Origin of the sequence: Bathymodiolus platifrons methanotrophic gill symbiont, assembly GCF_002189065.1 — a bacterium.
Lineage (GTDB): Bacteria > Pseudomonadota > Gammaproteobacteria > Methylococcales > Methylomonadaceae > Methyloprofundus.
In genome coordinates, this window is sequence record NZ_BDMN01000113.1 from 1 (window position 1) to 13,070 (window position 13,070).

General features: G+C 40.3%; 12 protein-coding genes and 3 tRNA genes. 3 read left to right on the plus strand and 12 right to left on the minus strand.

Annotated elements, in window-relative coordinates:
- Window positions 1–190: 190 nt before the first annotated feature.
- Window positions 191–448, plus strand: coding sequence for an EAL domain-containing protein (locus CDZ78_RS07010; protein ID WP_087869367.1), 258 nt, complete (start codon window positions 191–193; stop codon window positions 446–448).
- A gap of 73 nt (window positions 449–521) precedes the next feature.
- On the opposite strand, the gene CDZ78_RS07015 is transcribed toward CDZ78_RS07010, so the two are convergent.
- Window positions 522–986 carry a hypothetical protein gene (locus CDZ78_RS07015; protein ID WP_087869368.1) on the minus strand — a complete coding sequence of 155 codons (465 nt, stop codon included), beginning with the start codon at window positions 984–986 and terminating at the stop codon, window positions 522–524.
- Window positions 987–1,586: a CPBP family intramembrane glutamic endopeptidase gene (locus CDZ78_RS07020; protein WP_087869369.1), complete on the minus strand. Its 600-nt coding sequence runs from the start codon at window positions 1,584–1,586 to the stop codon at window positions 987–989.
- Between the two features lie 56 nt (window positions 1,587–1,642).
- Between CDZ78_RS07020 and CDZ78_RS07025 the strand changes: the two genes are divergently transcribed.
- On the plus strand, window positions 1,643–1,900 hold the full coding sequence (locus CDZ78_RS07025) for a YcgL domain-containing protein (RefSeq protein ID WP_087869370.1): 258 nt from the start codon (window positions 1,643–1,645) through the stop codon (window positions 1,898–1,900).
- Window positions 1,901–1,957: 57 nt separating this feature from the next.
- On the opposite strand, the gene dcd is transcribed toward CDZ78_RS07025, so the two are convergent.
- The 10 genes from dcd to CDZ78_RS07075 all read right to left on the minus strand — a co-directional run bounded on the left by dcd (window position 1,958) and on the right by CDZ78_RS07075 (window position 11,791).
- A complete protein-coding gene (dcd, locus tag CDZ78_RS07030; RefSeq protein ID WP_087869371.1) occupies window positions 1,958–2,524 on the minus strand; it encodes a dCTP deaminase in 567 nt (188 codons plus the stop codon).
- Window positions 2,525–2,721: 197 nt separating this feature from the next.
- Window positions 2,722–4,578, minus strand: coding sequence for a SurA N-terminal domain-containing protein (locus CDZ78_RS07035; RefSeq protein WP_087869372.1), 1,857 nt, complete (start codon window positions 4,576–4,578; stop codon window positions 2,722–2,724).
- 523 nt (window positions 4,579–5,101) lie between these two features.
- A tRNA-Asp gene (locus CDZ78_RS07040) sits at window positions 5,102–5,178 on the minus strand.
- Window positions 5,179–5,186: 8 nt separating this feature from the next.
- Window positions 5,187–5,262, minus strand: a tRNA-Val gene (locus CDZ78_RS07045).
- A gap of 75 nt (window positions 5,263–5,337) precedes the next feature.
- The gene (locus tag CDZ78_RS07050; RefSeq protein ID WP_087869373.1) at window positions 5,338–5,613 is read right to left on the minus strand and encodes an HU family DNA-binding protein; all 276 of its coding nucleotides are present in this window, start codon (window positions 5,611–5,613) and stop codon (window positions 5,338–5,340) included.
- A 160-nt stretch (window positions 5,614–5,773) separates the two neighbouring features.
- Window positions 5,774–8,194 carry an endopeptidase La gene (gene lon, locus CDZ78_RS07055; RefSeq protein ID WP_087869377.1) on the minus strand — a complete coding sequence of 807 codons (2,421 nt, stop codon included), beginning with the start codon at window positions 8,192–8,194 and terminating at the stop codon, window positions 5,774–5,776.
- Between the two features lie 135 nt (window positions 8,195–8,329).
- On the minus strand, window positions 8,330–9,607 hold the full coding sequence (gene clpX, locus CDZ78_RS07060; RefSeq protein ID WP_087869374.1) for an ATP-dependent Clp protease ATP-binding subunit ClpX: 1,278 nt from the start codon (window positions 9,605–9,607) through the stop codon (window positions 8,330–8,332).
- Between the two features lie 29 nt (window positions 9,608–9,636).
- Window positions 9,637–10,278 carry an ATP-dependent Clp endopeptidase proteolytic subunit ClpP gene (gene clpP, locus CDZ78_RS07065; RefSeq protein ID WP_167374204.1) on the minus strand — a complete coding sequence of 214 codons (642 nt, stop codon included), beginning with the start codon at window positions 10,276–10,278 and terminating at the stop codon, window positions 9,637–9,639.
- A gap of 10 nt (window positions 10,279–10,288) precedes the next feature.
- The gene (gene tig / locus CDZ78_RS07070; RefSeq protein WP_087869375.1) at window positions 10,289–11,593 is read right to left on the minus strand and encodes a trigger factor; all 1,305 of its coding nucleotides are present in this window, start codon (window positions 11,591–11,593) and stop codon (window positions 10,289–10,291) included.
- Window positions 11,594–11,706: 113 nt separating this feature from the next.
- Window positions 11,707–11,791: transfer RNA gene (locus CDZ78_RS07075), tRNA-Leu, on the minus strand.
- A 322-nt stretch (window positions 11,792–12,113) separates the two neighbouring features.
- Here CDZ78_RS07075 and rph point away from each other — a divergent pair.
- Window positions 12,114–12,836, plus strand: coding sequence for a ribonuclease PH (rph, locus tag CDZ78_RS07080; RefSeq protein WP_087869376.1), 723 nt, complete (start codon window positions 12,114–12,116; stop codon window positions 12,834–12,836).
- The last annotated feature ends 234 nt before the right edge of the window (window positions 12,837–13,070 follow it).

A 13,070-nucleotide genomic window follows, 5' to 3' on the forward strand; every position in this document is an offset into this window, starting at 1 on the left:
CTGAAGTTTCCCAATAATTATTTATGGTAAAATTGAAACTATGCTACAACTATATGAAAAAAATAGTCTTTTCATTCGTTTCAAATGCTATTGCCTAAGGGGAATTAAGTAGGGGGTTGCTATAAACATGGCAAAACCACCTAAAATAAACCTCGATACACCAGCATTGTGTATTTCAGCTACTCAATAATTGGGAAACTTCAGTCTTAAAATAGACCAGTCATTTATACAGAACATTATTACTAGCCCGGAGGATCAAGCTGTTGTTCAGGCAATGATTAGCATGATCCATGCGCTAGACAAAAAAGTAATTGCTGCTGGCGTGGAGACACCGGAACAATTGCAATTTCTGCAAGAGAGTGACTGTGATATTGCTCAGGGCTACTGTTTTTCCAAGCCTTCATTAGCAGAACAAGTGACTCTGTATATTTCTCAGATTTTTAATTAGGAAAAAAATCATTTACCCATAATTTTAAGGGCGGCAGCTAACTATTAATTCAACAAAATCAAACGATATAACTCTAATGCGCAGGCTCTGCGCTTTCAATAATAGTTCGGTACTCTTCTATTTTAGGCTTATATAAATACATTGCCAGGGCTGACAAACCAGTAAATATATACAGGGTATTAAAACTATCACCGAGTAAATACATAACAAAACCATAGATGCCGATACTTTCAGCAACTAGCATGGAAATGGCAATTGTTAGCATGTAGCGAGATTTTGATGTACTACTGCTCTTAGTAGTTTGATTCAAGCGTAACAAAACATGTCGCATAAATTTCATCAGCGGAAATGTCGTTATAGCAACGACGTAGAGTACTGTTCTAATCAAAACACGCTGCTGCTGCTCCATACCTATTTGTATTTTATCGCTATAAATATGACAAATAACAACCAGAACGATTAAACTAACTAAAGCCACGGCCCTAGATGCTCCTGCCAATAAAAGATCAGATTGTAATTGTTGTTCTGAAATCGCCATTTACTTGCCTTTTTGCTGTTCTAATCGATAGCTATGCAAGATAACCACAAATGCAAAGAAATCATATAAACCGTGAATAATAATCGGGGTTAGCAAGTTCCTGGTATTATCGTAATCCAGATACAGACCCAGATATATACTCACTGCTGTCGCCATAAAAAAATATAAAGCAGTGACCGCATGTACCAGGCCAAATATTACGCTACTAGCCAGTAAACCTACCATTACACCCCAGGAATTTTCTATCCATGGCTGCACAAGACCGCGAAATAAAATTTCTTCTGCAATACCTGCAATAGCGGCTAAGACAAATAAATCAGCCCAGTGGTGTTTACTCAAACTAGGGCCTAACGTTTCATGCAGAACTTTTCTGATTTTTAGTAAGGAACCCATTTGCAATTGATTTAATGCGATAAAAATCAAACATAAAGGCAAAGTTCCAATAACCCCGTTAATAATAGCCTGCTCGCTAAATATAATAAATTCAAATGGATTAATATTTGCTAACCAGCCAAGTGCAACAGCCACTAAAATTAAGGCACTCTCAAAATAACATGCCGTTTTAAAAAAGTTATCTGGATCGATTGAGGGTTCATTCATTTGACTATTGATGCGATAATAATGTTGTCATTGTTTTTTAGCAGGAGAGAATAATTGTGCAATGCTTTATTTACAAAAGTACTAAAAAAGAAGAGTTATATTTGTATATTGATAAACAAGATGACTTTTCCAGTATCCCCGAGGCTATACTTAAAAGCATTGGGATACCTTCATTTGTCATGGAACTGAACATTACCCCGGAACGCCAACTGGCGCGTGAAAAAGCAAGCGATATCATTAAGGGCATTGAAGAAAATGGTTTTTTTATTCAAATGCCTCCTGTTATCCATCTTCCCCCTAAAACGCTACAGTAACTCGTATTGTATAGGCGAGATTTGTAGAGCACTCCCCTTAGTCCACAGTAGCAACTTCTACGCTTTAGGTAATGTCACACCTTGCTGGCCCTGATATTTACCGCCTCTATCTTTATAAGAGGTCTCACAGACTTCATCGCCACCAAAAAATAGCATTTGTGCAACGCCTTCATTGGCATATATTTTTGCTGGCAGCGGTGTGGTATTAGAAAATTCCAGTGTCACATGCCCTTCCCATTCAGGCTCTAAGGGGGTGACGTTAACAATTATCCCACAACGCGCATAAGTCGATTTACCTAAACAAATAGTCAGGACATCACGAGGAATACGAAAGAATTCAACTGTTCTTGCCAGGGCAAAAGAGTTAGGTGGAATAATACAAACATCAGATTTTACATCAACAAAGCTACCCTCACTAAAATTTTTAGGGTCTACAATCGCCGAGTTAATATTGGTAAAAATTTTAAATTCATCCGAACAGCGCACATCATATCCGTAACTCGATGTACCATAAGAAATAACCTTACCCTGCTCTGAATTCTTGACCTGCCCCGGCTCAAAAGGCTCTATCATGCCTTGTTCTTGCGCCATTCTGCGAATCCATTTATCTGATTTTATACTCATATTGGTCTTGCTAATGTTAAATTAAGGTAATTCAATAAATCTGAAAAAAATAATAGTAATTTTATCCTAAACTCATAGCTAACACAGTAATAACTTCTAAAAAACAGCTAGCAGCGCAGGATGCATAAAGAAGTAGCTTTCTGGCATAAAAAAGGGGCTATTAACAGCCCCTTTTTTAATATCAATCTTAACCCTGATTATTCTCTAATTGAAACTCTGGTTGATACCCGCATACCATCCACCACAGCAGCATAATCTGATTGGCCTAATGCTCTAGCAATATTTGCAAATGCAAGTTCAGCTTTTTCAGCATCTTCTGCCGTTTTAACACCATCCGTAACCGCAATGATACTAACCACACTCTGCCCACCTTCCGGTGATCCAACCACAATAACTGTCGGCTGCCCTGCGATCGGTTTAGCTGCCTTAAATACAGCCTGATTAAGCTGTACAGACAGGTCTTTGCTATCACGTTTTAAAGCACTTATTTTTTCTACGCTTAAAGCTAACTCTTGCGCAATTCCTTCAACACTAGCTCCTGCAAGTAGCTGTTGTTTAATACTTTCGGCCTGTTGCTCCGTTTGCTGCCTAGCCTGCTGAGTTTTAATAGTGGCAATAATAATATCCCGGACCTCAGCTAAAGGTTTTGTTTCAGCTGGCTGATGCTCTTTCAATCGCAATACCAGCAATCGATCATCGCCTAGTTCCACCGGTTCGCTATTATTACCTTGTAAAACCGTTTCCGAAAAAGCAATATTTCTTACTGCTTCTTCGCTTGCAATCCCTGTCCCTGTATTACGAGTGAAAAAGTCGGCTTGTTTAATTTCCAGGTCTAATTCATCTGATACTACCTGCAAATTATCAGAACTTTCAAAGCTGACTTCAGTCAATATTTCTCCCAACTCATAAAAAGTTGTTTCTGCCATGACTCTTTGTACCGCCTGAGTAACTTCAGATTTAACTTCAGCTAAATCTGAAGTTTCAGCTGGCACTAATTCTGTAACAGTAATTAGATGATACCCAAAAGCTGACTTGACTGGCTCGGAAACCTCTCCTAGCGTTAGCGCAGCTGCAGCCTTTTCAAAATCTGGTTCCATAACCCCAATTTCAAACAAACCCAGATCGCCACCCGTTTTTGCTGTGACAGTATCATCAGACAGTTCAGTTGCCAAAGTAGCAAATGGCTCTTGAGCTAAACGTAATTTAGCTGCCTGTGCATTAACTAGCGCTTGCTCTTCAGTAGTATCTTTTGTTTTAGCAAATAAAATATGGCTAATCTTGCGCCTTTCTCTAACTGAATATATCGCTATATTATCTTCGTAATAGACCTGAATTTGTTCTTCAGTGGGAATAACATCTTTCATTAAGCTGGTTAATGATAGCTCTACGTACTCCACAGATAACTGCTCAGTCGTTTGAAACGCACTTCCCTGCTGCTGATAATAGGCATTAATTTCTTCCGCACTAGGCTCAGTTGTAACCGACTCTAATTTGACCGTGACATATTCGATATTTCTAGTCTGGTTCTGAATCTTGAAAAAACGCTCTATATCCTGTTCAGAAACAAAACTCGTCTCGGTCACCGCCTTTTGATATTGCTCCATCAATAAGGCTTTGCGTATACGATTGACAAACTGGGCAGATGACATCCCCTGCGCACCTAACATCGATTCATATTGTTTTTTATCAAACTTACCATCACGCTGAAAATATTGTAGTGAGGCAATAAATTCACGTACTGTCTCATCGGAGATAGTAAGGTTTTCTTCTACAACATGCTGCAATAAAAGCTCATCACGAATTAACTTCTCGACGGCCTGTGTTTTCAATATTTGCTCAGGCACTTGCATATCAGCATATTGCTGTTTAAATTGCGCATAAGCCTGATTAACATCACGCTGAACAAATTCTTTGTCCCCTACTATAACAACAGCTCTCTCTTGCCCCCCTTCGGTATAGTTTTGTAAACCCCATAGCCCAAAAGGTACACAAATCAGTATCAGGATTACCCAGGCAAAAGTACCCTGTGTTTTTTCTCTTATTTTTGTCAGCATCAAATTAGCCTTAATCGATTAATTAACTTTGGAGCGCTTTGTTTTACATCCACGACTCCCTTAGAACCATATACCTGGTACAACCACTATCTGTAATATATCAATGTATTCTGGTTAAACAGATACACTATCGCTTAAAATCAGGGAAACGGAGCCTAAGCGGAGTGATGATTTTTAGTCCCTGGTAGGCGACAGGGCAATTCGCTGATCCGAAGTGCGCTAGTAGCGCGCGAGGGAGGCAAGAATTGCATTCCGAATAGCCGTCCAGCCATTTGAGGTAGTCTTAACGGAGCAGGGTTTTGTGCGTAGTTGAGACGGAGCAGGGCGACCAAGGCATCTCCCATTCGCTGCGTAGGCGAATGAATGTTGGTGACAGGAGTCCCAGAATGTTGTGAGGTAGCATGGCGCGCCTGATCAAACTTTTAATCCTTGTCATTTTTACTTCAAAATAAATCTCAATCATCCTACCTATAATTTTTAAACAAAAAAAACCCCGAACCAAAAAGGACGGGGTTTTTTAATATGGCGGAGCGGACGGGATTCGAACCCGCGACCTCCGGCGTGACAGGCCAGCATTCTAACCAGCTGAACTACCGCTCCTAAGCCTGTGGTGGGTGCTGAGGGGTTCGAACCCCCGACCCTCGCCTTGTAAGGGCGATGCTCTCCCAGCTGAGCTAAGCACCCGACTAAAGAGATTCTATTATAATACTATTTTCAAATTACGCAAGAAATATTTTTAGTTTTTTAATATTATATATTTTAGCCATTAACGCTATCTTTTAAGCCTTTACCCGCTTTAAATGAAGGGATCTTTGCAGCCTTAATCGTAATTTCAGCACCTGTTTGTGGGTTACGTCCTTTACGCTCCGCTCTATCTTTGACAGCAAATGTGCCAAAGCCTACTAAAGCAACTGGGTTACCTGCTTGTAACGCTTCAGTAACTGATGACATAAAAGCATCAAGTGCACGACCAGCATCTGCTTTTGTTAATTCTGAAGCACTTGCCATTTCATCGATAAGTTCTGATTTATTCATTTATTATTCTCCTTAAGAAATATTCACAGCATAGGTTCATGCCGACCAGCTAAAAAACGGTAAAACACTATGAAAGCGAGTGTATTTATATCAACTCTATCTTAGTCATGTCAAGCGATACAGCACGATTCTATCAAATTAATTAACTCTAACTTATAAATTAATGCGCTCTAACTGATTTTTCATCCATTTTCCTGATATTTTTTTCTACGTTTTCAGGTATCTTTTTTATTGCTTCTGGCTGGTACTGCAAGGCTATTTCTAACACCTGATCAATCCAGCGCACAGGCTTGATAATCAGGTTTTCCTTAACATTATCAGGTATTTCTGCCAGGTCCTTTTCATTCTCTGCAGGGATAAGTACTGTCTTGATTCCACCACGATGCGCCGCCAATAACTTTTCTTTCAAGCCCCCAATAGGGAGCACCTCACCGCGCAAGGTAATTTCGCCAGTCATTGCCACTTCTCCCTTGACTGGAATGCCTGTTAATGCGGAAATAATAGCCGTACACATACCTATTCCTGCACTAGGCCCATCTTTTGGTGTTGCGCCTTCAGGTACATGTATATGTAAATCCTGAGTCTGAAAAGCCTCTTCTTTTATACCTAAAGATTCAGCACGTGCGCGCACGACAGTCCTAGCGGCTTCAATTGACTCCTTCATAACATCACCTAGCTTACCTGTCGTTGACTCTTTGCCCTTACCCGGCATCACCACAGCCTCAATAGTCAGTAACTCTCCCCCAACCTCGGTCCACGCTAGACCTGTCACTTGACCGACTTGATCCTGCTCCTCTGCAAGGCCATAGCTAAATCGTTTCACACCTAGGTATGCCTCTAAGACAGCAGAATCAATGTTGACATGACCACGCTTCTCTTTCAGTAATAATTCTTTGACAACTTTACGACAGATTTTGGAAATCTCACGCTCCAGACTACGCACTCCTGCTTCACGAGTGTAATAGCGAACGATATCTCTGATCACTTCCTGCTCGACATTGACTTCCGACTCTAATAAACCATTATTTTTTAATTGCTTAGGCAATAGGTAACGCATGGCAATATTAATTTTTTCGTCTTCGGTATAGCCAGCTAGACGAATCACTTCCATTCTATCCAGCAGTGGCCCCGGAATATTCATGGTATTTGCTGTCGCTACAAACATAACATCAGACAAATCAAAATCGACCTCTAAATAATGATCCGCAAAGGCTTTATTTTGTTCAGGATCTAACACCTCTAATAGAGCCGAAGCTGGGTCACCCCGAAAATCACCGGACATCTTATCAATTTCATCCAGCAAGAATAAAGGGTTACGAACTTTAATCTTGGAGAGACTTTGCAAAATCTTGCCTGGCATCGAACCGATATAAGTACGTCTATGCCCACGTATCTCCGCTTCATCACGCACACCACCTAGCGCCATGCGCACATACTTTCGATTAGTCGCACGAGCAATAGACTCCCCTAAAGAGGTTTTACCTACTCCAGGAGGCCCAACTAAACACAGAATAGGACCATTAAGTGACTTTACACGCTGCTGAACAGCTAGATATTCCAGTATGCGTTCTTTAACCTTTTCCAGCCCGTAATGATCTACATCCAGCATTTCTTCAGCTAGCTTTAAATCATGCCGCACCTTGGTTTTCTTTTTCCAGGGGATATTCAGCATCCAATCGATATAATTACGCACCACAGAGGCTTCTGCAGACATAGGCAACATCATTTTAAGCTTATTGAGTTCTACTCCCGCCTTTTCCTTTGCCTCTTTTGACATGCCGGCTTTAGCAATTTTCTGTTCTAGCTCTTCAGTTTCACTGACAGCATCATCCATGTCACCCAGTTCTTTTTGAATGGCCTTCATCTGCTCATTCAAATAATATTCCCTTTGATTCTTTTCCATTTGCTGCTTGACCCGGACTCGAATATCTTTTTCCAGCTCTAATAAGTCTGCCTCAGTTTCCATTAGCAGCATCAGTTTTTCCAGACGCAGCACAATATCTGCCATTTCAAGCAATTCTTGTTTTTCAGACACTTTCAGGCTCATATGTGCCGCCATAGTATCGGCAAGCCGCCCTGTTTCCTCTATTCCTGACAAGGCATTTAAAACCTCGGGAGGAATTTTGCTATTTAATTTGACATATTTAGAGAAGGAATCTACTGCCGCCCGGACTAAAACGTCTAACTCCTTGTCCGCCAGAGTGATAACGTCATTAATTTCAGATATTTCTGCAAAAATACATCCGTTCTGGTCATGATATTTAACCACCTGACTACGCTGCTCACCTTCAACTAAGACCTTTACCGTACCATCCGGAAGTTTTAATAACTGCAATATATTCGCTAAGGTGCCTACTTGATGCAACTCATCAAAACCTGGTTCATCAGTCTCTGCTTCTTTTTGCGAAACCAGCAGGATTTGCTTATTTTCCTGCATTGCCTTATCCAGAGCTTCAATTGATTTCTCTCTGCCTACGAACAAAGGAATAACCATATGCGGATAAACTACCACATCTCTTAGCGGCAATACCGGCGTAAGGTTATCGTCAACGCTTTCATCTATTATTTCATTCGTTTCCATTAAGGGACCTTTATTCGATTCATAATTGTTGCCTATGATATAAGGATGAATAGCCATATAACAAGGCGAAATGCAAAAAAAAAGGCGGAAGTTTACAAGTAAACTCCCGCCTTTAAAATCTTTTTTTGTAAATATTTACTCTGATGAAGCTACCTTTTTCACGTTCTCGTAAACAAAATAGGGGTCGTTTTCACCCTCTATCACTAATTTATCAATCACTACTTTAGTAATATTCTCAGCAGAGGGTATTTCATACATAGTATCGAGCAAGACACCTTCTACAATTGCCCTTAAACCTCTTGCTCCCGTTTTACGCTGCATGGATTTTTGCGCTATCGCAGCTAATGAGTCCTCACGAAACTCCAATTCGGTCCCTTCCATTTCAAACAGTTTTTTATACTGCTTGGTCAAGGCATTTTTAGGTTCCGTAAGCACCTGAATAAGTGCATCTTCACTTAGCTCTTCCAGTGTCGCAACAACAGGCAAGCGACCAACAAATTCTGGAATCAACCCATAACGAGTCAAATCTTCAGCTTCAACTTCGGCAAATATTTCACCGATATTTTTAACATCATCTTTGGCTTTTACTTCAGCCGAAAAGCCAATGCCACCTTTTTCAGTACGCTGCCTAATCACTTTATCAAGACCAGCAAACGCACCACCCACAATAAACAGGATATTCGCCGTATTCACCTGAACAAACTCTTGCTGAGGGTTTTTACGCCCACCCTGAGGTGATACCGAAGCAATCGTACCTTCAATTAATTTCAATAATGCTTGCTGCACCCCTTCACCAGAGACATCGCGGGTAATAGATGGATTCTCGGATTTTCGGGATATTTTATCAATCTCATCGATATAGATAATGCCCGCTTCCGCCTTCTCAACATCAAAATCACATTTTTGTAGAATTTTTTGAATAATATTTTCTACATCTTCACCGACATAACCTGCTTCAGTTAATGTTGTTGCATCAGCAATACTAAAAGGCACGTCAAGTACTTTTGCCAACGTTTCAGCCAGTAAAGTCTTACCGGAACCTGTCGGCCCAATCAATAAGATGTTACTTTTACCCAGCTCAACTTCATCACTATTTTTTTCTTTATTATTTATACGCTTATAGTGATTGTAAACAGCAACTGATAATATCTTTTTAGCCTGTTCCTGGCCAATAACATATTCATCTAGTGCGGCTTTAATTTCCTTGGGCTTAGGCAATCTCTTCTGCCCTTCTTCTCCCTCTAGCTCACTAACATCATTAGCCAGCTCTTCTTTAATTATGTCATTACAAAGATCAACGCACTCATCACAGACATAGACAGAAGGTCCAGCAATAAGTTTTCTTACTTCACTTTGGCTTTTACCACAAAATGAACAATACAAAATTTTATCGCTTTTACTATCTTTACTCATCGCTTAACCTTCATTAATGATTTTTACTATCAGGACTCTGTTCTGCTAGATAAGACTTCATCAATCAATCCATAATCAACCGCCTCGTCCGCACTCAAGAAATTATCTCTATCAGTATCCTTTTGAATTTCCTTAATATCCTTTCCGGTATGATGCGCCAGAATTCTATTCAATTTTTCACGTATGGTTAATATTTCACGCGCATGAATATCAAAATCAGATGCCTGCCCTTGAAAGCCACCTAAAGGCTGGTGAATCATTACCCGAGAGTGTGGCAGACAATACCTTTTACCTGCCGCGCCACCAGCCAGCAACAAAGACCCCATACTCGCAGCCTGACCTATACACATAGTACTTACGTTAGGCTTAATAAACTGCATGGTATCATAAATTGCCATCCCGGCTGTCACCGAACCACCCGGCGAATTAATATATAGATGTATATCTTTATCAGGATTTTCAGATTCTAAAAATAACAACTGAGCCACAATAAGGTTAGCCATGTAATCTTCAACCTGACCCACCAGAAAAATAACCCGCTCTTTTAACAGGCGCGAGTAAATATCATAAGAGCGCTCCCCACGTGCGGTTTGCTCTATGACCATAGGCACTAATCCACCAGCAGCCTCGGGCGATATAATACTCCCCATTCCATTATGGCTATTTGTCATTTCCAGCCTCTTATTTTTGTGTCGCAGGTTCCATTACATCACTGAATGAGATTGCCTCATCAGTGACCTTTACTTTATCTAATACCCATGCAACCGTTGCATCTTCTAATACCATTTGCTCAATTTCAGCTAGGCGCTCTTTATCACCATAGTACCAGTTAACAACTTGTTCTGGATCTTCGTAGCTTTGCGCCATATCATCAATCACAGCACGAATTTTGTCAGCATCAGCTTTAATTTCATTTTTCTGAATAATTTCAGCTAAAATCAAACCCAAGGCTACGCGACGTTTTGCCTGATCTTCAAAATCAGCACTTGCTGGCTTAATTTCATTAACGTCCACATTACGTTTTTTTGCATTCTCGTAATACGGCTTCATTAAACTTTCGACCTCTTGATCAACCATAGCCGCAGGCAAAGATACTGGTACAGCATCGTATAATGCATCCATGACTGAATTTTTAAGCCTGACTTTAAGTCCTTGCGCTAGCTCACGCTGCATGTTTTTTTCCACATCAGCACGAAACGCTTCAACTTCTCCACTCTCTATACCATAAGCTTTGATAAATTCCTCATCAATCTCTGGTAGAGTAGAAGTTTCAATTTTAAATACTTCAACATCAAATGCAGCGACTTTGCCCGCTATTTTTTTATTACCATAATCTTCAGGGAAAGTGACTTCAAATGTCTTTTTTGCACCTACTGCAAGACCTATCAACTGATCTTCAAACCCAGGAATCATACGCTTTGAACCTAATTCGACTTGAAAATCTTCTACCGTTCCATCTGTAAAGTTTTCACCTTCACAGGTACCGGAAAACGTAATCGTGACCTGAACACCTTGTTGTGCATCCTGCTCTGATGCCTCCCAGCTTTTCTTTTGTTCTTTTAGCTTATCAACCATGGCATCGATGTCACTCGACTCAACATTCGCAACAGGTCGGTTAACTTCAATTGACTCTACTGCATCTAATGTAAATTCTGGATAAACTTCAAAAACAGCAGAAAAAGTAAAGCCTTCTTCACTTTCGATCGGCTCAATATGTGGCATGCCAGCCGGGCGTAAATCATTACCCTGCAATGCCTGAATATAATTTGTCTGTATTAAGTCACCGGTAATTTCTTCTTTAACACGCGCCCCATACATCTTTTGTACGACTTTTTGCGGAACTTTTCCTGGACGAAATCCGTCGACCTTAACCTCACGAGCTAATGACTTTAGTCGCGCATTAACTTTTTCCTGAACAACCTCTTCAGGCACAGTAACGGTCATTTTTCTGCTTAATTCTGATGTCTTTTCGACAGAGACTTGCATTGCTTTACCTCAAAAAATATTTTTTTATATGGGTTGACTATGATTTCCCGCGTTGGGAATGTATCTCGGGGATTTAACGATGATTATCGTTAATAAATCTTGTGTTCATTAAGTGGTGCGAGCGGAGAGACTTGAACTCTCACATCATAAGATACTGGTACCTAAAACCAGCGCGTCTACCAATTCCGCCACGCTCGCTACTTAATTTGAAGGCGCAGTATAAACAGATATTTCACTAATTACAAATATAAATCTTATCCCGATAGTTTTTTTAACGGCCTATGCAATAATTATTCCTTTATTATCAATTGAATACATTACAAAAAATAAAATAGATGATTAGTGATTTTAACGAAAATATCGCCACTTACGCTCTATGAAAAATGAGAGTATGGAACTAAAAAATTTACACAATACTAGGAACTCATTTTCTGGCACAAAAAAATTTTCATTCTACTACTCATACTCAGACAGACATTCAGGTATACTCTAGCTCTTTTTAATTTTATAGAGATAGATAATGAGACCTAGCGGACGCGCACCCGATCAACTAAGAGAGGTAAAATTTACCTGTGGATACACTAAGCATGCCGAGGGTTCGGTTTTAGTTGAGTTCGGCGAAACCCGCGTGCTATGCACTGCAAGTGTCGAAAACCGGGTTCCTCGCTTTTTAAGAGGCAAAGGTGAAGGCTGGGTAACGGCAGAATACGGTATGTTGCCTCGCTCTACGCATACCCGCATGGGACGTGAAGCTAGCCAGGGTAAACAAGGCGGCCGGACTCAGGAAATCCAGCGCCTTATTGGCCGCTCCCTGCGCGCAGCAATTGATTTATCAGCTTTAGGCGAACGCACTATCACAATTGATTGCGATGTTTTACAAGCCGACGGGGGAACTCGTACTGCCTCTATTACCGGAGGCTTTGTTGCGTTATCAATTGCAATTGATAAACTTTTACGACAAAAGAAAATTACTAAAAACCCTATACACGGTCAAGTTGCTTCCATTTCTGTTGGTATATTTAAGGGCATCCCAGTATTAGATCTAGACTACAAGGAAGATAGCAATGCCGAAACCGATATGAATGTTGTTATGAATGATGCCGCTGCATTCATTGAAGTACAAGGGACCGCCGAAGGCCATGCCTTCCGTCAGGATGAATTAAATGCGATGTTAGAATTAGCTAAATCCGGCATTGCTGACTTATTAAACAAACAGACTGAGGCTCTTAATGCGCACAATTAACAATCAGGGTTAATAAGTATCTCGGCAAAATTGATTTAACCTTTATTAGAAAATCTGAAGTTTCCCAATTATTGAGTAGCTGAAATACACAATGCTGGTGTATCGAGGTTTATTTTAGGTGGTTTTGCCATGTTTATAGCAAACCCCTACTTAATTCCCCTTAGGCAATAGCATTTGAAACGAATGAAAAGACTATTTTTTTCATATAGTTGTAGCATAGTTTCAATTTTACCA